Origin of the sequence: Ramlibacter pinisoli (assembly GCF_009758015.1) — a bacterium.
GTDB lineage: Bacteria > Pseudomonadota > Gammaproteobacteria > Burkholderiales > Burkholderiaceae_C > Ramlibacter > Ramlibacter pinisoli.
The window spans coordinates 2058598-2076260 of sequence record NZ_WSEL01000003.1; the positions used below are offsets into that span (position 1 = coordinate 2058598).

At 70.7% G+C, this 17663-nt stretch carries 18 protein-coding genes and 1 tRNA gene; 15 read left to right on the forward strand and 4 right to left on the reverse strand.

The window, feature by feature from the left end:
- Window positions 1-22: 22 nt before the first annotated feature.
- Genes GON04_RS11185 through rapZ form a run of 3 tightly spaced genes read left to right on the forward strand, consistent with a single transcriptional unit; the run spans window position 23 to window position 3449 of the window.
- Window positions 23-922, forward strand: a complete 900-nt coding sequence (locus GON04_RS11185; protein ID WP_157397948.1) for an NAD kinase — start codon at window positions 23-25, stop codon at window positions 920-922.
- Window positions 919-2571, forward strand: a complete 1653-nt coding sequence (gene recN, locus GON04_RS11190; protein ID WP_181653993.1) for a DNA repair protein RecN — start codon at window positions 919-921, stop codon at window positions 2569-2571. The genes GON04_RS11185 and recN overlap by 4 nt, the downstream gene beginning before the upstream one ends.
- Complete coding sequence (rapZ, locus tag GON04_RS11195; RefSeq protein ID WP_157397949.1) at window positions 2568-3449, forward strand: RNase adapter RapZ; 882 nt, start codon at window positions 2568-2570, stop codon at window positions 3447-3449. Before recN ends, rapZ begins: the two co-directional genes overlap by 4 nt.
- On the opposite strand, the gene mutY is transcribed toward rapZ, so the two are convergent.
- The 3 genes from mutY to mutM are packed head-to-tail and all read right to left on the reverse strand — an operon-like array spanning window position 3446 to window position 7308.
- Window positions 3446-4489 carry an A/G-specific adenine glycosylase gene (mutY, locus tag GON04_RS11200; RefSeq protein WP_157397950.1) on the reverse strand — a complete coding sequence of 348 codons (1044 nt, stop codon included), beginning with the start codon at window positions 4487-4489 and terminating at the stop codon, window positions 3446-3448. The two genes, rapZ and mutY, sit on opposite strands and share 4 nt — an antisense overlap.
- Window positions 4486-6444, reverse strand: coding sequence for a dynamin family protein (locus GON04_RS11205; protein WP_181653994.1), 1959 nt, complete (start codon window positions 6442-6444; stop codon window positions 4486-4488). The genes mutY and GON04_RS11205 overlap by 4 nt, the downstream gene beginning before the upstream one ends.
- A 48-nt stretch (window positions 6445-6492) precedes the next feature.
- Window positions 6493-7308 carry a bifunctional DNA-formamidopyrimidine glycosylase/DNA-(apurinic or apyrimidinic site) lyase gene (mutM, locus tag GON04_RS11210; RefSeq protein WP_157397951.1) on the reverse strand — a complete coding sequence of 272 codons (816 nt, stop codon included), beginning with the start codon at window positions 7306-7308 and terminating at the stop codon, window positions 6493-6495.
- Between the two features lie 39 nt (window positions 7309-7347).
- Here mutM and GON04_RS11215 point away from each other — a divergent pair, with 39 nt between their 5' ends.
- From GON04_RS11215 to GON04_RS11250, 8 genes are all read left to right on the forward strand, one after another.
- Window positions 7348-9096: a tetratricopeptide repeat protein gene (locus GON04_RS11215; RefSeq protein ID WP_232532976.1), complete on the forward strand. Its 1749-nt coding sequence runs from the start codon at window positions 7348-7350 to the stop codon at window positions 9094-9096.
- The gene (locus GON04_RS11220; protein WP_338050934.1) at window positions 9093-9599 is read left to right on the forward strand and encodes an outer membrane lipoprotein LolB; all 507 of its coding nucleotides are present in this window, start codon (window positions 9093-9095) and stop codon (window positions 9597-9599) included. Before GON04_RS11215 ends, GON04_RS11220 begins: the two co-directional genes overlap by 4 nt.
- A 3-nt stretch (window positions 9600-9602) precedes the next feature.
- On the forward strand, window positions 9603-10469 hold the full coding sequence (gene ispE / locus GON04_RS11225; protein WP_157397953.1) for a 4-(cytidine 5'-diphospho)-2-C-methyl-D-erythritol kinase: 867 nt from the start codon (window positions 9603-9605) through the stop codon (window positions 10467-10469).
- 20 nt (window positions 10470-10489) lie between these two features.
- A tRNA-Gln gene (locus GON04_RS11230) sits at window positions 10490-10566 on the forward strand.
- 76 nt (window positions 10567-10642) lie between these two features.
- On the forward strand, window positions 10643-11620 hold the full coding sequence (locus tag GON04_RS11235; RefSeq protein ID WP_157397954.1) for a ribose-phosphate pyrophosphokinase: 978 nt from the start codon (window positions 10643-10645) through the stop codon (window positions 11618-11620).
- A gap of 112 nt (window positions 11621-11732) precedes the next feature.
- On the forward strand, window positions 11733-12413 hold the full coding sequence (locus GON04_RS11240; RefSeq protein ID WP_157397955.1) for a 50S ribosomal protein L25/general stress protein Ctc: 681 nt from the start codon (window positions 11733-11735) through the stop codon (window positions 12411-12413).
- An 83-nt stretch (window positions 12414-12496) separates the two neighbouring features.
- The gene (pth, locus tag GON04_RS11245; protein ID WP_157397956.1) at window positions 12497-13105 is read left to right on the forward strand and encodes an aminoacyl-tRNA hydrolase; all 609 of its coding nucleotides are present in this window, start codon (window positions 12497-12499) and stop codon (window positions 13103-13105) included.
- Between the two features lie 32 nt (window positions 13106-13137).
- The gene (locus tag GON04_RS11250) at window positions 13138-13671 is read left to right on the forward strand and encodes a hypothetical protein (RefSeq protein ID WP_157397957.1); all 534 of its coding nucleotides are present in this window, start codon (window positions 13138-13140) and stop codon (window positions 13669-13671) included.
- On the opposite strand, the gene GON04_RS11255 is transcribed toward GON04_RS11250, so the two are convergent.
- Window positions 13668-13943 (reverse strand): YfhL family 4Fe-4S dicluster ferredoxin, encoded by a 276-nt coding sequence (locus GON04_RS11255; protein WP_157397958.1) that lies wholly within the window; start codon window positions 13941-13943, stop codon window positions 13668-13670. The two genes, GON04_RS11250 and GON04_RS11255, sit on opposite strands and share 4 nt — an antisense overlap.
- Before the next feature lie 57 nt (window positions 13944-14000).
- Between GON04_RS11255 and GON04_RS11260 the strand changes: the two genes are divergently transcribed.
- From GON04_RS11260 to GON04_RS11275, 4 genes are read left to right on the forward strand one after another with little or no spacing between them, the layout of a single operon-like run.
- The gene (locus GON04_RS11260) at window positions 14001-14951 is read left to right on the forward strand and encodes an ABC transporter permease (protein WP_157397959.1); all 951 of its coding nucleotides are present in this window, start codon (window positions 14001-14003) and stop codon (window positions 14949-14951) included.
- Window positions 14948-15829 carry an ABC transporter permease gene (locus tag GON04_RS11265; RefSeq protein WP_181653995.1) on the forward strand — a complete coding sequence of 294 codons (882 nt, stop codon included), beginning with the start codon at window positions 14948-14950 and terminating at the stop codon, window positions 15827-15829. The genes GON04_RS11260 and GON04_RS11265 overlap by 4 nt, the downstream gene beginning before the upstream one ends.
- Before the next feature lie 5 nt (window positions 15830-15834).
- Window positions 15835-16830, forward strand: coding sequence for an ABC transporter ATP-binding protein (locus GON04_RS11270; protein ID WP_157397960.1), 996 nt, complete (start codon window positions 15835-15837; stop codon window positions 16828-16830).
- On the forward strand, window positions 16827-17627 hold the full coding sequence (locus GON04_RS11275) for an ATP-binding cassette domain-containing protein (RefSeq protein WP_157397961.1): 801 nt from the start codon (window positions 16827-16829) through the stop codon (window positions 17625-17627). Before GON04_RS11270 ends, GON04_RS11275 begins: the two co-directional genes overlap by 4 nt.
- Window positions 17628-17663 lie beyond the last annotated feature (36 nt).

Consider the following 17663-nt stretch of genomic DNA (forward strand, 5'->3'; position numbering starts at 1 on the left):
TTAATGATGTAATTTGCCCACGATGAACTCCGTGTTCCACCAGGTCGCGCTGATCGGCAAGTACCACGCCGGGGCCGGTGGCACGGCGGCGGCGGCGTCCAACCGCGCCGCGCTGGAGGACATCGCGCAATTCCTGGTGGCCGAAGGCTGCGACGTGGCCATCGAACACGACACGGCCAGCGCCTCGGGCATTGTCGGCTATCCGGTCCTGGATGTCGCCGCCATCGGCACCCAGTGCGACCTGGGCCTGGTGATCGGCGGCGACGGCACCATGCTGGGTATCGGCCGCCGGCTCGCGCGCCACGGCGTGCCCCTGATCGGCATCAACCAGGGCCGCCTCGGCTTCATCACCGATATTCCGCTCGACCGCTACCGGCAGGTCCTGGCGCCCATGCTGCGGGGGGAACACGAAGAGGACCGCCGCAGCCTCATGCAGGCCTGCGTCATGCGCGACGGCCGCTGCGTGTTCAAGGCCCAGGCCATGAACGACGTGGTGGTCAACCGGGGCGCCACCTCCGGCATGGTCGAACTGCGGGTCGAGGTCGATGGCCACTTCGTCGCCAGCCAGCGCGCCGACGGCCTGATCGTCGCCACCCCCACGGGGTCCACCGCATACTCCCTGTCCGCGGGCGGTCCCCTGCTGCACCCCGCCAACCCGGTCTGGGTGCTGGTGCCGATCGCGCCGCACACGCTGTCCAACCGTCCCATCGTCATCCCGGACAGCGGCGAGATCGCCATCGAGCTGGTGGCGGGCCGCGATGCCAGCGCCAACTTCGACATGCAATCGCTGGCTTCGCTGCTGCATGGCGACCGCATCCTGGTCAAGCGCTCCGACCACCAGGTGCGGTTCCTGCATCCGATCGGCTGGACCTATTACGACACGCTGCGCAAGAAGCTGCACTGGAACGAGGGGGGATCGTGAGCCTCAAGCGAATGGCCTTGCGCGATTTCGTCATCGTGCGCGGGCTGGAACTGGACCTGGACGCCGGCTTCACCGTCCTGACCGGTGAGACCGGCGCCGGCAAGTCCATCCTGGTCGACGCCTTGCAACTGGCGCTGGGCGCCCGGGCCGACGTCGGCGTGGTGCGCGAAGGTGCGGCGCGCGCCGAGATCAGCGCCGAGTTCGACCAGCCGCCGGCGCTGGCAGGCTGGCTCGAGGAAGCCGGCTTCGACGGCGGCGACACGCTGCTGCTGCGGCGCAGCATCGACAACCAGGGCAAGAGCCGCGCCTGGGTCAATGGCAGCCCCGCCACCGCCGCACAGTTGCGCGAGCTGGGTGAACGCCTGGTCGACATCCACGGCCAGCATGCCTGGCAGAGCCTCACCCGCCCCGACGCCGTGCGCGACCTGCTCGATGCCTACGCCGGCACGTCCGCCACCCGGCTGCAGCAGCTCTGGCAGCAATGGCGTACCGCCCAGAAGGCTCTTGCCGAAGCCCGGACCGCCCAGGATTCACTCCAGCGCGAACGCGAGCGGCTCGCCTGGCAGATCGGCGAAGTCGACAAGCTGGCCCCCGGGGCCGACGAGTGGGACGACCTGAACACCAGCCACTCGCGGCTGTCGCATGCCCAGGCGCTGCTCGATGCCGCACAGGCCGCCATCGAGGCCCTGCAAGGCGAGGACAGCGGCGCCACGGTGCGGCTGTCCGCGGCCCAGGCCGCCCTGCACGAGCAGCAGCACCTGGAACCGGAGTTCCGCGAGCTGGCCGACGTGCTGGCGTCCAGCCTGGCCCAGGCGGAGGACGCGGCGCACACGCTGCACGCCTACCTGCGCAGGACCGACCTCGACCCGCAGCGGCTCGCGCAACTCGACGAGCGCATGGCGTCCTGGGTGTCGCTGGCGCGCCGCTACAAGCGCCAGCCGGCCGAGTTGCCGGCGCTGCTGGCCGGCTGGAAGGACGACCTCGCCCGTCTCGACGCGGCGGCGGACCTGGCCGCCCTGGAAGCGGCCGAGCAGCGCGCCAGCCAGGCCTACCTGGCCGAAGCGCGGTCGCTGTCCAAGGCCCGCACCAAGGCCGCGCCGCAACTGGCCAAGGCGATCACGCAGGCCATGCAGGGGCTGGGCATGCAGGGCGGGCGCTTCGAGGTGGCCGTGCAACCCTTGCCGGAGCCCACCGCGGCCGGCCTGGACGACATCGCCTTCCTGGTCGCCGGCCATCCCGGCGCGACACCGCGACCGGTCGGCAAGGTGGCCTCGGGCGGCGAGCTCTCGCGCATCGCCCTGGCCATCGCGGTCACCACCAGCCAGCTGGGCACCGCCCAGACCCTGATCTTCGACGAGGTCGACGCCGGCGTCGGCGGTGCGGTGGCCGAAACGGTCGGCCGGCTCATGAAGCAGCTGGGCCGCGACCGCCAGGTGCTGGCGGTCACCCATCTGCCGCAAGTGGCCGCCTGCGCCGACCACCACCTGGTGGTCGCCAAGCAGAGCGGCAAGGCAGGCACCACGAGCAGCGTGGCGCCGGTCCAGGGCGAGCAGCGCGTCGCCGAGGTGGCCCGCATGCTGGGCGGCGAGAGGCTGTCCGGCACCACCCTGGCCCACGCCAAGGAAATGCTGGGCAGCGCAGCGGCATGAGCCTCGACCTCGTCCTCATCACCGGCATGTCCGGCTCGGGCAAGTCGGTCGCCCTGCGCGCCCTGGAGGACGCCGGCTACTACTGCGTGGACAACCTCCCGCCCGAGCTGCTGCTGTCGTTCGTCGCGCTCGAGCAGGCCAACAAGGGCAAGCAGGTCGCCATCGCCATGGACGTGCGCAGCGCCACGTCCCTGCCGCAGGTTCCCGCGCAGTTGCGCGAGCTGCGGGCGCAGGGCGTGCGGATCCGCTCGCTGTTCCTCGACTCCACCACCGACACCCTGGTGCGGCGCTTTTCCGAAACCCGCCGGCGGCACCCGCTCTCGCAGCAGCAGACCGGCGAGGAAAGCGATCCCCTGCTGCGCCGGCGGGCCGTCATCGATGCCATCGAACTGGAGCGCGAACTGCTCGCCGACCTGCGCGAGCAGGCCCATGTCATCGACAGCAGCACCATCCGGCCGGCGCAACTGCAGGCCCAGGTGAAGTCCGTGCTGTCGGTCGACGACAGCCAGCTCACGCTGGTGTTCGAGTCGTTCGCCTTCAAGCGCGGCATCCCGGTGGACGCCGACTACGTGTTCGACGTGCGCATGCTGCCCAACCCGCACTACGACCCGGCGCTGCGCGACCTCACCGGCCTGGACGAGCCGGTGGCCGAGTTCCTGCGCCGCCAGGACAGCGTCGAGAGGATGTTCGGCGGCATCCAGAGCTTCCTCGCCGCCTGGCTGGAACCGCTGGCGCGCGACCACCGCAGCTATGTCACGGTGGCGATCGGCTGCACCGGCGGCCAGCACCGGTCGGTGTACCTGGTGGAGCGCCTGGCCGCCGCCTTCCAGCAGCGCTGGTCGACGCTCAAGCGCCACCGGGAACTCGAGCGCGACTAGTCGCCGCCGGCGGCCAGCAGCCTGCGCACCGGGGCGGGCAGTCCCAGCGCCTCCCAGTCGTTTCGCGCGAACCAACGCCCTTCGCGTCCCGGTAGCGGCCGGGCCGGCAGCGCCGCCCGCACCGGATGCAGGTGCAGATCCTTGTGGGTCAGCACGTGCAGCACGGGCGGTTCGTCCTGCAGGCCGGCGCGGGCCCGGGCCGGCAGCGTTTGCGCCAACTCCTCACGCGAGTCGAACAGCGGCAGGCAATAGAGCCCCGCCCAGACGCCCGGCACCGGGCGCTTTTCCAGCCACACCGAACCGTCACTGGCCTGCGCCTGCAGCAGCCAGAGCGACTGCGCCGTGCGGCGCAGCTTGCGGGTCCTGACGGGATAGCTGTCGGGGCGGCCCTCGCGGCGGGCGAGGCATTCGGATTCGAGCGGGCACAGCAGGCAACTCGGCTCGCGCACCAGGCAGACGGTGGCGCCCAGGTCCATCAGTCCCTGCGTGTAGGCCGGCATGTCGGCGCCGTCGCGCGGGACCAGCTCGCCCGCCCGGTCCCACAGCGCCCGTTGCGCGGCGCCGGCGGCCAGGTCGTCGCCGAAGGCCAGCGCGCGCGCCAGCACCCGCTTGACGTTGCCGTCCAGGATGGCCACGCGCTCGCCGAAACAGAACGCCGCGATGGCCGCCGCCGTCGACCGGCCGATGCCGGGCAGGGTATCCAGCGCCGCTGCACTGGCGGGGAACCGGCCGCCATGCTGCTCGACCACCTGCTGCGCGCAGCGGTGCAGGTTGCGCGCACGGCTGTAGTAACCCAGGCCGCTCCACAGGCCGAGCACGTCGTCCAGCGGGGCGGCGGCCAGCGCGCGCACGTCCGGGAACCGCAGCAGGAACCGTTCGTAGTAGCCCAGGACCACCGCCACCTGGGTCTGCTGCAACATGATCTCCGACAGCCAGACGCGGTAGGGATCGCGGGTGTCCTGCCAGGGCAGGCCCTGGCGGCCGTGGCTGCGCTGCCAGCGCACCACCCGCCCGGCGATGTCGCCGGGGACGGCGCTCATGCGCGCAGGAGCTGGGGTTGTCCGGCGGCGGCCACCGGAGGCGCCGCGACCAGGTGGCCGGTGAGCTCGGCCAGCTTGGTGTCCAGCTCGTTGATGGCCGTCTCCTGCGACTCGATCTCGGCGATGCGGTCGTCCAGGCCCGAGGCTGCCTGCTGGATGCGTTCGATGGCCTCGAGGCGGCGGCTGAAGTTGCGGCGGCGTTCGCGCAGCTGGGCATCCAGCTGGGCGGCGGAAGCCTTGTTCCACAACTCGAGTTCGCCCAGGGCCGACTCGTACACCACGCGCAGCCGCGTGGCCAGTGCGCGCACCAGGCGGTCGGCGAATTCGGGTTGCGCCAGCCGCAGGGCGTTGCTCACGCCCAGGTACTGCTGGTGGCTGCGTTCGATGAGCTCGAGGTCGCGCTCGAAGCGGGACAGCTCGGGCTCCTTCGGCGGCTGCAGCGAAAAGCCGTACTCGGCGTTGAGCTGCCGGAACGTGCCGGTGAGCATCGACTGGATCTCGTTGCTGGTGGCCTGCGCCTTGCGCAGCGCCTGGCGCAGCCGGTCGAAGGTGAGCGAGTAGGCGCGCCGCACGCCCAGCTTGATGCCGGGCTGGCGCAGCTCCTTGGTGAGCTCGGCCATCTCGGCCTTCAACGAGGTCGTGCCCAGCAGCGCGAACACCTCGCGCAGCAGCTTCAGGTGCACCGAGCGCACCGCATGGATCTTGGCGCCGCTGACGTCGAAGTCGCGCTGCTCCTGCTCGATGCGCGAGCGCATGTGCCGGATGACGGAGGTGTTCTTGCCGCGCAGTCCCTTGAGCTCGATCATCTGCTCGGCGAGGTCGCGGCGGCGGATGTTGAGGGCGCGGCCGGCCTCGGTGCGCAGGTCGGCGATGTTGGAGGCGACGGCGGAACGCAGGATGGACTGGCGCTGGCCCATGACGCCCTCGCCCAGCGCCTTCTCCAGCACCGGCAGCTGGCTGGCGGCCAGGAGATCGGCATCGCTGGTGACCTTGGCGACCAGCCCCTTCTGGGCCGACACCGGGATGACCTGGTCCTTGCGCAGGCCGAGGATCTCGGCCGAGGTGGCGCGCTGGCGCTCGATCTGGGCCTGCACCTGCGTGGGCGTGCTCAGCGAGTCCCACATGGTGTCGATCTTGTTCAGCACCACCAGGCGGGCGTCGGCGTCCTGGTCCTCGGCGATCAGGTGCTCGCGCCAGATCGCCAGGTCGGACTTGGTGACGCCGGTGTCGGCCGCCAGGATGAACACCACGGCGTGCGCCTGCGGGATCAGGTTGACGGTGAGCTCGGGCTCGGCGCCGATGGCGTTCAGGCCGGGGGTGTCCAGGATCACCAGCCCCTGCTTGAGCAGCGGATGGGCGATGTTGATCAGCGCATGGCGCCAGCGCGGCACCTCGAGCATGCCGTCGGCGCTGGGCAGCGGGTTGTCCTCGGGGGTGTCGTCGTGCCAGAAACCGAGCGCCTTCGCCTCGTCGATGGTGACCTTGCGGACCTCCGCGACCTTCTCGAAGGCCTGCGCGAGCTGCGCGGAATCGTTGACGTCGAGGTCGACGCGGGTCCACTTCTCGGGTGCCAGCCGCCACTCCATCAGCGGCTGCGGCTGCAGGCGGGTCTCGATCGGCAGCAGGCGCAGGCAGGGCGGGACTTCGGCGTCGTACCCCAGCTCGGTGGGACACATGGTGGTGCGCCCTGCGCTGGCCGGCATGATGCGGCGCTTGTAGCCGGCGAAGAAGATCGCGTTGATCAACTCCGACTTGCCGCGCGAGAACTCGGCGACGAAGGCGACCATCACCTTGTCGGAGCGCACCTGGGACTCGAGGCGGCGCAGGCGCTCCTGGATCGCCGCGTCGAGCAGTTCGTGGTCCTTCAGCCACTCGGACAGCAGTTTCAGCCGCAGCGCGAACTCACGTCGCCATGCGCCATGCTGGTCGAATTGCTCGTTGAAGGAAGTGCCCACTCGGTCCCCGTAGTCGCGGACGAATATAGCACCGGGCCCTGCCACGGATCAGCTTTTCTGGCAAGACGGACAGTAGAACGTCGCACGCTGGCCCTGGCGGATGCCGCGCACTGTGGTGCCGCACACACGGCACGGATCGCCGGCCCGCCCATACACCATCGCCTCGAGCTGGAAGTAGCCGGACTGCCCCTGCGCATCGGAGAAGTCGCGCAGCGTGCTGCCGCCCTTGCTCACGGCGCGCGCCAGCACGTCGCGGATGGCGGCGTGCAGCTTGCGGGCGCGCGGGGCGCTGATGCGCGCGGCCGCGAGCGTGGGCCGGATGCCGGCCAGGAACAGCGCCTCCGACGCGTAGATGTTGCCCACGCCCACCACGACGTCGCCGGCCAGCAGCACCTGCTTGATCGGCGCCCGGCGCAGGCGCAGGGCGGCATGGAAGCCGGCCGGATCGAAATGCTCGCCCAGCGGCTCCACGCCCAATCCCCCCAGCAGCTTGCGGGCCTCGTGCGCGTGCTCGCCGCTGGCGTGGACGACGGCGCCGAACCGCCGCGGGTCGTTCAGGCGCAGCACGCCCCGATCGGTGACCAGGTCGAAGTGGTCGTGGGTTCCGGCCGGCGGAGCCTCGGCCGCGAAGGACAGGCTGCCCGACATGCCCAGGTGCACCAGTAGCAGGCCCTGGTCGAGATCCAGCAGGAGGTACTTGCCCCGGCGGCGCACGCCGAGGATGGTGCGGCCGACCAGCTGCTGGGGCATGCAGCCCAGGGGCCAGCGCAGGGGCTTGCCCTGGCGCACCGCACCGATCCGGGCACCGGCGATGCGGTCGGCAAGACTGAGGCGGGTGACCTCGACTTCGGGTAATTCAGGCATCGCGCGGCACGCGGGGAGGCGTGGATTATGATGGTTTGGATGAAACCCGCCATCCGCCTGGCGACCAGCGCCTTGCTGCTGCTTGCCATGGCCGGGACGGGGCTTGCGCAGGCTCCGGCGCCCGACTCCACCGAAGCCCCCGCCTCCCCGCCCGTGCCCAGCGCACTCGACGCGGAGATGTTCTACCAGCTGCTGCTGGGCGAACTGAACGCGCGCGGCAGCGAGCCCGCGACCGGCTACTCGCTGATGCTGGACGCGGCGCGCAAGTCCAACGACCCCGAGCTGTACCAGCGCGCCGTCGAGATCGCGTTCCAGAGCCGGGCCGGCGACGCCGCCCTGCAGGCGGCGCGCGCCTGGAAGCAGGCCTTTCCGGACTCGCGCGAAGCCAATCGCTTCGTCCTGCAGATCCTGCTGGCGCTGAACCGGGTGCCGGAGGCGGCCGAGCCGCTGCGCGCCGAGGTCGCGCTGGCCGACCCGAAGGAGCGCAACGCCATCCTGGGCGCCATCCCCCGCCTGTTCGCGCGCGCCACCGACAAGAAGCAGGCGGTGACGGTGGTCGAACAGGCGCTCGCCGAGCCGGCCGGCAACCCCGACACCGGCGCCGCGGCCTGGACCACCATCGGCCGCATGCGGCTGGCCGCCGGCGATGGCACCGGCGCCATCGAGGCCGCGCGGCGCGCCCAGGCGGTCAACCCGCGCTCCGAGGCGCCGGCCATCCTCGGGCTGGAACTGATGGATCCCAAGCTGCCGCAAGCGGAGGCCATCGTCCGTACCTACCTGCAGGGCACGCCCATGCCCGAACTGCGCATGGGCTATGCCCGCGCGCTGCTCGACGCGCAGCGGGTTCCCGAGGCCCGGCAGCAGCTGAACATCGTCACGACCGAAAAGCCGGAACTGGCCGAAGCTTGGCTGGCCCAGGGCGCGCTGCAGACACAGGAGAACCAGCTGGGCGCGGCCGAGACGTCGCTGAAGAAATACGTGGAGCTGGCCAAGTCGCAGCGCGGCGGCGAGGAGCGCTCGCGCGGCCTGGCGCAGGCCTACCTGCAGCTGGCGCAGATCGCCGAGAAGCGCAAGGACTATCCCGCCGCCAATGCCTGGCTCGACCAGATCGAGGACGCGCAGGACCTGCTGGCGGCGCAGAGCCGGCGCGCCTCCATCCTGGCCGGTCAGGGTAAGCTCGACGAGGCTCGCAAGCTCATCCGCTCGGTGCCCGAGCGCACGCCCGCCGATGCGCGCATGAAGCTCACCTCCGAAGTCCAGCTGCTGCGCGAGGGCAAGCAGTACAAGTCGGCGTACGACCTCATGGCCGAAGCGACAGCCAAGGATCCACGCGACGTCGACATGCTGTACGACCAGGCCATGCTGGCCGAGAAGCTGGACAACCTGGCCGACATGGAACGGCTGCTGCGCCAGGTCATCGTGCTCAAGCCCGACTACCACCATGCATACAACGCGCTCGGCTATTCGCTGGCCGAGCGGGGCCAGCGCCTGCCGGAGGCCAAGCAGCTGATCCAGAAGGCGCTGGAGTTCGTGCCCGGCGACCCCTTCATCAGCGACAGCCTGGGCTGGGTCGAGTTCAAGCTGGGCAACCGCTCGGAAGCCCTGAAGATTCTCGAAACCGCTTACAAGGCCCGGCCCGACGCCGAGATCGCCGCCCACCTGGGCGAGGTGCTATGGGCGATGGGCGAGCGCGACCGCGCGCAGGCGATCTGGAAGGAAGGGCTGCTGGTCGCGCCCGAGAACGAAACGCTGCAGGAGACCCTCAAGCGCCTGCGCGTGAAGCCGTGAGCTGGCGCTCCCGGCTGGGCCAGGCCGCCATGGCTGCCTGGCTGGCGGTGTTGCTGGCCGCCTGTGCGTCGCCGCCCCGCGCTCCCGCCGACGCAGCCGTCCCCGCCGACGTGCGCACCGGCCGCCTGGCACTGGCCGTGGAAGACCAGCCGAGCCAGTCGTTTTCCGCCGGCTTCGAACTGCGCGGCCGGGCCGAGGCGGGCAGCCTCAGCCTCTTCAACCCGCTGGGCGGCACCGTGGCCGTGCTGCGCTGGCAGCCGGGTACGGCGGTCCTGGAATCGCCCGGCCACGCCCCCCGGCAGTTCGCTTCGGTCGATGCGATGGTGCAGCAGGCCACCGGCGCGCCGGTGCCGGTCACGGCCCTGTTCGACTGGCTGGCCGGCGTGAACACGCCGGTGCCGGGCTGGGAGGCCGATCTCTCGTCCGTGGCCGACGGGCGCCTGCGCGCCCAGCGCCGCTCGCCGCCGCCCCAGGCCGACCTGCGCCTCGTGCTGGATCGCTAGGCCATGCGCGCGCTGCACGATGTGCCGGCACCGGCCAAGCTCAACCTGTTCCTGCACATCACCGGCCGGCGCGCCGACGGCTACCACCTGCTGCAGTCGGTCTTCGTGCTGGTCGACTGGCACGACGTGCTGCATTTCGAACTGCGCCCTGGCGCCGCCCTCAGCCGCGAGGACATCGGCACGCCGGTGCCGGCCGACGACCTGGTGCTGCAGGCCGCCCGGGCACTGCAGGCCGCCACGGGCTGCACGGCCGGCGCCCATGTCGTCCTCGACAAGCGCCTGCCCGCGCAGGCCGGCATGGGCGGCGGCTCGTCCGATGCGGCGAGTTGCCTGCTCGCGCTCAACCGGCTGTGGGGCACCGGCCTGTCGCTGCCCCAGCTGGAATCCATCGGCCTCGCGCTGGGCGCCGACGTGCCGTTCTTCCTGCGCGGCCATGACGCCTGGGTCGAGGGCATCGGCGAACGGATCACGCCGGTGGACGTGCCGCCGGCGCGTTTCCTGGTCGTCAAGCCGTCGGTCGGTCTGGACACGGCCACCATCTTCCGAACGCCCGGCCTTCGCCGCGACACCGAGCCTGCTATACTCGCAGGCTTTGCTGCAAACCCGTTGCAATTCGGCCGCAACGACCTGCAGCCTGTCGCCGAGCAGCTTTGTCCCCAGGTGGGCGAGGCGCTGAGGTGGCTGGCATCCCAGGGACTGGCCGGACGGATGACCGGATCGGGCAGCGCGGTCTTCGCGCCCCTGCCCCCGGGATTCCAGGCCACAGGGGCCCCGGTGCCCGATGGCTGGACAGTGCGGGAATGCGGCAAGATGGATGGTCATCCCCTGGCGGGATGGGCACCCAGCGACGATTCATCGGTGGCCCGCTGATTGCAGCGGACCACCCGTGTAGGGGAGTCGCCAAGTTGGTTAAGGCACCGGATTTTGATTCCGGCATGCGAGGGTTCGAGTCCTTCCTCCCCTGCCAAATACCCGCCCGGCACGCAAGCGCGTGCCGAGGCGTCCGAGATTGAGGCAAACCGTTCTCTGATCGCTGGGTCCACATGCAGCCCGTACCGCATCCCGATTTCATGGTGTTCACCGGCAACGCCAATCCCGGCCTCGCGGCCGAGATCGCGGGTCACCTCGGCATCTCGCTGGGGGCCGCCAGCGTGGGCCGTTTCTCCGACGGTGAAGTCACGGTCGAGATCAACACCAACGTCCGCGCCCGCGACGTCTTCGTGGTGCAGTCGACCTGCGCGCCCACGAACGAGAACCTGATGGAACTGCTGATCATGGTCGACGCGCTCAAGCGCGCCTCGGCCGAACGCATCAGCGCCGTCATCCCCTACTTCGGTTACGCCCGCCAGGACCGCCGCCCGCGCTCCTCGCGCGTGCCCATCTCGGCCAAGGTCGTGGCCAACCTGCTGCAGACCGTGGGCGTCTCGCGCGTGCTCACGATGGACCTGCACGCCGACCAGATCCAGGGCTTCTTCGACATCCCCGTCGACAACATCTACGCCTCGCCGGTGCTGCTGCACGACGTGCGCTCCAAGAAGTACGAAGACCTCATCGTGGTCTCGCCCGACGTCGGCGGCGTGGTGCGCGCGCGGGCGCTGGCCAAGCAGCTGGGCACCGACCTGGCCATCATCGACAAGCGTCGCCCGCGCGCCAACGTCAGCGAGGTGATGCACGTCATCGGCGAGATCGACGGCCGCAACTGCGTGATCATGGACGACATGATCGACACCGCCGGCACGCTGGTGAAGGCGGCCGAGGTGCTCAAGGAGCGCGGCGCGAAGAAGGTGTACGCGTACTGCACGCACGCCATCTTCTCGGGCCCGGCGATCGAGCGCATCTCCAAGGGCGGGGCGCTCGACGAGGTCGTCGTCACCAACACCATTCCCTTGTCCGACGCCGCGCGCGGCTGCAGCAAGGTCCGCCAGCTCACCGTGGCGCCGCTGATCGCCGAGACGATCCAGCGCATTGCCAAGGGCGAGTCGGTCATGAGTCTGTTCTCGGAGCAGGAAAACCTGTTCTGAGGCGTGAACGGGCGCGGGCATGGGGCCCGTGTCCATCGAATGGGCCGGCAGCAGCCGGCCCGGCAACCCCGAAGTCACACTGGTCGCGGTGGACTTTCAATCGGAGAACACTATGAAATTCGTCGCTTTCGAGCGCCAGGCGCAGGGTACGGGTGCGAGCCGCCGTCTGCGCAACTCGGGCAAGACGCCCGGCATCGTCTACGGCGGTGAAGGCCAGCCGCAGCTCATCGAGCTGGATCACAACGCGCTGTGGCACGCCCTCAAGAAGGAAGCGTTCCACTCCACCATCCTCGAGATGGAACTGGGCGGCAAGGTCAGCAAGGTGCTGCTGCGCGACGTCAACATGCACCCGTTCAAGCAGCTGGTGCAGCACGTCGACTTCCAGCGCGTGGACGCCAAGACCAAGCTGCACATGAAGGTGCCGGTGCACTACGTGGGCGCCGAGGAGTCGCAGGCCGTCAAGCTCGACCACTGCGTCGTCAACCACGTCATCTCCGACCTCGACATCTCGTGCTTCCCCGGCGACCTGCCGGAGTTCATCGAGGTCGACCTGTCGGGCCTGAAGAAGGGCACCTCGCTGCACCTGAGCGAGATCAAGCTGCCCAAGGGCGTGACCGCGATCACCCACGGCAAGAAGGACCCGGTGCTGGTGTCGGTGGTCTCCATCGGCGGTGGCGAGGAAGCCACCGAGGCGGCCGCCGGTGCCGCGCCTGCCGATGCGAAGGCCGCCGCCCCGGCCAAGGACGCCAAGGCTGCTCCCGCCAAGGACGCCAAGGCCGCCGCCAAGAAGTAAACCCCTCCACCTGAGGGACGAGGCCCGCTTCGGCGGGCCTCGCCGTTTGTGGGCCGCGCCCGCTTTCACCGTACCATTCCCCGATGATCAAGCTGTTCGTCGGCCTGGGAAACCCGGGCCCCGAGTACGAGGCCACCCGCCACAACGCCGGCTTCTGGTGGGTCGATGCGCTGGCGCGCGACCTCAAGCTCCACCTGGCCATGGACAAGGGCTACCACGGGCTGGCGGCACGCGGCTCCGTGCATGGCCGGCCCATCTGGCTGCTGGAGCCCCAGACCTACATGAACCTGTCGGGCAAGTCGGTCGCCGCGCTGGCCCGCTTCTTCAAGATCCAGCCCGAGGAGATCCTGGTCGCGCACGACGAGCTCGATGTCGTGCCCGGGCAGGCCAAGCTCAAGTTCGGCGGCAGCCATGCCGGCCACAACGGCCTGCGCGACATCCACGCGCAACTGGGCACCGGCGACTACTGGCGCCTGCGCCTCGGCATCGGCCATCCCGGCGTGAAGGCCGAGGTGATCGACTGGGTGCTCAAGAAGCCCGCACCCGACCAGCGCGAGGCCATGGAGGCCTGCATCGACCGCACCATGCAGGCCGTGCCGGCGCTGCTGGCCGGCGAGATGGACAAGGCCACGCTCATCGTGCACACGCACAAGCCTCCCAGGCCCAAGCCGCCGCGGCCGCCGGAAGGCTGATTCCGCCAGCGGCGGCCAGAGGGAGGAGAACCATGCGATCACCCGTCCGGGCCGCCGCGCCGCTGCTGGCGGCCGCCTGCCTGACCGCCCAGGCGCAGACCATCTACCGCTGCGGCGACAGCTACAGCCAGCAACCCTGCGCCGGCGGCCAGCTGGTGCCCACGGCACCCGCGCCCAGCGCCGCCGACCGCGCCCAGGCAGGCGCGAACGCCCGTCGGGACGCCGCGCTCGCCGCCACGCTGGAGAAAGACCGGGTGCGCCAGGAGAGCCAGGCCGCCGCGCAGCCGCTGTACATCCCGCCGCCGCCGGCCGAGCCGGTGCGCGAAGGCCACAAGTGGCCCGAGCAGAACGCCACCCGCAAGCTGGACGTGTTCACCGCCAGCGCTCCCGGCACGCCGGCAAAGAAGAAGAACAAGGACGGCAAGAAGGGCAAGTCCGGGGCGGACGCCAAGGCGGACACCCAATCAGCCGGCACCGCGGCGGGAAAGTCTGCCAAGGCGGCCGCGGGCCCCGAGGCACGCGCGCAGCAGATTGCCAGGCCCGCTCCGGCCGGCGGCAGCTCCTAGGCGGCGCCGCCCTCGCCCGGCTCCACCTTCAGCGTCAGGCGCCGGTACTTGCGCCACAACGTCTCGCGGTCCTCGATGTGCTCGGGGTTCAGCGGGATGCAGGCGACCGGGCACACCTGCACGCACTGCGGCTCGTCGAAGTGCCCGACGCATTCGGTGCACTTGCCGGGATCGATCTGGTAGATCTCGGGCCCGAGGAAGATGGCTTCATTCGGGCATTCGGGCTCGCAGACGTCGCAGTTGATGCACTCGTCGGTGATCATCAAGGCCATGCGTGCGCTCCGGAGAGGGTAGTTGCCTGGGGGTGATCTGGCATTATCCCCGCCTGCATGAGCATCTTCCTCTTCAAGCGCCTGATCACCCTGATCGCCACGCTGGTTGGCGCCTCGGCGGTGGTGTTCCTGGTGCTGGAGATCCTGCCGGGCAACGCGGCCCAGATCCTCATGGGGCCCGACGCGTCGCCGGAGGCGGTGCAGGCGCTGGCCGTCCAGCTCGGCATCGACCGGCCACCGATGGAGCGCTACCTGCACTGGGTGGGCGGCATGCTCAACGGCGACCTCGGCAACAGCTACGCCTACAGCACGCCGGTGTCCGAGCTGGTCGCGCAACGGCTGAGCCTGACTGTGCCGCTGGCCGTGATGGCCATGGCATTCACCGCGGCCATCGCGCTGGCGGCGGGCATCTACGCCGCCGCGCGCCACAACAAGCCCGGCGACCTCGCCGTCATGGGGCTGTCGCAGGTGGGCATCGCCATCCCCAACTTCTGGTTCGCCATCCTCCTCATCCTGCTGTTCTCGGTCCAGCTCAAGTGGTTCTCGGCCGGCGGCTTCCCCGGCTGGGACGAAGGCATCCTGCCGGGCCTGCGGGCATTGCTGCTGCCGGCCGTGTCGCTGGCCGCCGTGCAGTCGGCCATCCTGGCGCGCATCACGCGGTCGGCGGTGCTGGACGTGCTGCGCGAGGACTTCGTGCGCACCGCGCGTGCCAAGGGCGTCAGCGAGCGCGGCACGCTGTGGGGCCATGTGCTGCGCAACGCCCTGATTCCCGTGGTCACCGTCATGGGGCTGCAGTTCGCCGAACTGCTCGCCGGCACCATCGTGGTGGAGAGCGTGTTCTACCTGCCCGGCCTGGGACGCCTGATCTTCCAGTCGATCTCCAACCGCGACCTCATCGTGGTGCGCAACTGCGTCATGCTGCTGGCGGCCATGGTGGTGATCGTCAACTTCGTGGTCGACCTGCTGTACGCCAGCATCGACCCGCGCGTGAAGGCGAGCGACATATGAGCGCCGACGTCGCCGGCCTGGTGGCCACGCCGCCCGCACGCGGCCCGGGCTTCTGGCGGCGCGCGCTGCGCCACCGCAGCTTCGTGCTCGGCGGCCTGCTGACGCTGCTGCTCGCCGCCGCCGCCGCGCTCTCGCTAGCCTGGACGCCGCACTCGCCCTACGACGTCGACATGGCCGCCAGGCTGCTGCCGCCGGGCGGCACCCACTGGCTGGGCACCGACCCCTACGGGCGCGACGAGGTCTCGCTGCTGCTGGTCGGCGCCCGGGCGTCCATGGTGGTCGGCGTCATCGCGGTCGGCATCGGCCTGCTGGCGGGCACCGCGCTGGGCCTGCTCGCCTCGGCCCGCCGCGGCTGGGTCGAGGAGGTGATCATGCGCATCGCCGACTTTGGCTTCGCCTTCCCCGCCATCCTGTCGGCCATCATGCTGACCGCCGTGTTCGGCCCCGGGATGGTGAACGCCATCATCGCCATCGGCATCTACAACATCCCCACCTTCGCGCGCATCACGCGCGCCTCGGCCAACGGGGTCTGGGGGCGCGAGTTCGTGCTGGCCGCGCGCGCCTGCGGCAAGGGCGTGTTCAGCATCACCATGGAGCACGTGCTGCCCAACATCGTGTCGGTGCTGATAGTGCAGGCGACGATCCGGTTCGCCATCGCCATCCTGGCGGAAGCTGCGCTGTCCTACCTGGGCCTGGGCACGCAGCCGCCGCAGCCCTCCTGGGGCCGCATGCTGAGCGAGGCCCAGACGCTGATGTTCCAGGCCCCGTTGCTGGCCGTGTTTCCCGGCGTGGCCATCGCGCTGGCCGTGCTCGGGCTCAACCTGCTGGGAGACGGGTTGCGCGACCTGCTCGACCCGCGCCTGGCCCGCAAGCGCTGAGACCGATGCCGCTGCTCGAAGTGAAGGACCTGACCATCGTGCTGCAGACGCAGCGCGGGCCGGCGCGCGCCGTGCGCGATGCCGGCTTCACGCTCGAGCGCGGCCAGACGCTGGGGCTGGTGGGCGAATCGGGCTGCGGCAAGTCGATCACCGTCATGGCCCTGATGGGCCTGCTGCCCGAGGGCGCGAAAGTGACCGGCAGCATCCGCTTCGACGGCCAGGAGCTGGTCGGCCTGCCCGAGTCGGCCCTGTGCGCCCTGCGCGGCGACCGCATCGGCATGGTGTTCCAGGAGCCGATGACGGCCCTGAACCCGGTGCACACCATCGGCCGCCAGGTGGCCGAACCGCTGCGCCTGCACCGCGGCCTCAACGCCGCACAGGCGCGCAAGGAGGCCCTGGCGTTGCTCGACCGCGTGGGCATCCCGGACGCCGCCCGCCGCTTCGACGCCTACCCGCACCAGTTCTCCGGCGGCCAGCGCCAGCGCATCACCATCGCCATGGCCCTGGCCTGCGGCCCCGACCTGCTGATCGCCGACGAGCCGACCACCGCGCTGGACGTCACCATCCAGCAGCAGATCCTGGACCTCATCCGCGAGCTGGTCGCCGAGCGCGGCATGGCGCTGATCCTGATCTCGCACGATCTGGGCGTGGTGGCGCAGAACGTGCGCGAGATGCTGGTGATGTACGGCGGCTCGGTGGTCGAGAGCGGCCCCACGCGCGCGGTATTCGCCAACCGCATGCACCCGTACACGCTGGGCCTGTTCGGTGCCCGGCCGCGCCTGGGGGCGGCGCGCGGCGGACGGCTGGTCACCATCCCCGGCACCGTGCCCGAACTGGCCGACCTGCCGCCGGGCTGCCCGTTCGCCGGGCGCTGCCGGTTCACGATCGCCGAATGCCACGTCACCGCGCCGCCGCCGGTGACCATCGCGCCCGGCCAGCAGGCGCGCTGCATCCGCCTGGATGCCGTGGCGGCCGCCCGGCAGGCGGAGGCGGCCGCATGAACGCACCGCTGCTGCAGGTGGAGAACCTGGCGCGCGACTACACGATGCCGCGCACCTCGCTGTTCGCGCCGCCGCCGACGATGCGCGCCCTCGACGGCGTGAGCTTCACCATCGCCGCCGGCCGCAGCCTGGGCATCGTGGGCGAATCCGGCTCGGGCAAGTCCACGCTCGCGCGGCTGGTGATGGCGCTCGACCAGCCGACGGCGGGCCGGGTGCTGCTCGACGGCCGCGACCTGCATGCGCTGCCGCGCGACGAGCTGCGGCGTGCGCGCCGCGACTTCCAGATGGTGTTCCAGGACCCCTACGGCTCGCTCGATCCGCGCCAGACCGTCGAGCGCATCGTCAGCGAGCCGCTGGCCGCGCAGGGCAGCGCCGCCGCCGAGAGGCACCGGCGGGCCAGCGAGGTGCTGGAATCGGTGGGCCTGCGCGCCAACGACCTGGGCAAGTACCCGCACGAGTTCTCGGGCGGCCAGCGCCAGCGCATCGCCATCGCGCGCGCCCTGGTCACCCGGCCGCGCCTGATCGTCGCCGACGAGCCGGTGAGCGCGCTCGACGTTTCGGTGCAGGCGCAGGTGCTCAACCTGATGCAGGACCTGCAGCGCGAATTCGGCGTCACCTACATGCTGATCAGCCACGACCTGGCCGTGGTGCACCACCTGTGCGACGACGTCGCGGTGCTGTGGAAGGGCGCCATCGTCGAACAGGGTCCGCCCGAGCGCCTGTTCCAGGCCGCCGAGCACCCCTACACCCGCGCCCTGCTGGCCGCCGTGCCGCGCGCCGAGCCGCCCGCGGCATGAGCAATCCCTCTTGCCTGCGCGCGAGAATGTCGGGGA

Coding starts and splice junctions, on each gene's coding strand:
- GON04_RS11185 (WP_157397948.1), top strand. CDS start 23: ATGAACTCCGTGTTCCACCAGGTCGCGCTGATCGGCAAGTACCACGCC.
- rapZ (WP_157397949.1), top strand. CDS start 2,568: ATGAGCCTCGACCTCGTCCTCATCACCGGCATGTCCGGCTCGGGCAAG.
- mutY (WP_157397950.1), bottom strand. CDS start 4,489: ATGAGCGCCGTCCCCGGCGACATCGCCGGGCGGGTGGTGCGCTGGCAG.
- mutM (WP_157397951.1), bottom strand. CDS start 7,308: ATGCCTGAATTACCCGAAGTCGAGGTCACCCGCCTCAGTCTTGCCGAC.
- GON04_RS11215 (WP_232532976.1), top strand. CDS start 7,348: ATGAAACCCGCCATCCGCCTGGCGACCAGCGCCTTGCTGCTGCTTGCC.
- ispE (WP_157397953.1), top strand. CDS start 9,603: ATGCGCGCGCTGCACGATGTGCCGGCACCGGCCAAGCTCAACCTGTTC.
- GON04_RS11235 (WP_157397954.1), top strand. CDS start 10,643: ATGCAGCCCGTACCGCATCCCGATTTCATGGTGTTCACCGGCAACGCC.
- GON04_RS11240 (WP_157397955.1), top strand. CDS start 11,733: ATGAAATTCGTCGCTTTCGAGCGCCAGGCGCAGGGTACGGGTGCGAGC.
- pth (WP_157397956.1), top strand. CDS start 12,497: ATGATCAAGCTGTTCGTCGGCCTGGGAAACCCGGGCCCCGAGTACGAG.
- GON04_RS11250 (WP_157397957.1), top strand. CDS start 13,138: ATGCGATCACCCGTCCGGGCCGCCGCGCCGCTGCTGGCGGCCGCCTGC.
- GON04_RS11255 (WP_157397958.1), bottom strand. CDS start 13,943: ATGGCCTTGATGATCACCGACGAGTGCATCAACTGCGACGTCTGCGAG.
- GON04_RS11260 (WP_157397959.1), top strand. CDS start 14,001: ATGAGCATCTTCCTCTTCAAGCGCCTGATCACCCTGATCGCCACGCTG.
- GON04_RS11265 (WP_181653995.1), top strand. CDS start 14,948: ATGAGCGCCGACGTCGCCGGCCTGGTGGCCACGCCGCCCGCACGCGGC.
- GON04_RS11270 (WP_157397960.1), top strand. CDS start 15,835: ATGCCGCTGCTCGAAGTGAAGGACCTGACCATCGTGCTGCAGACGCAG.
- GON04_RS11275 (WP_157397961.1), top strand. CDS start 16,827: ATGAACGCACCGCTGCTGCAGGTGGAGAACCTGGCGCGCGACTACACG.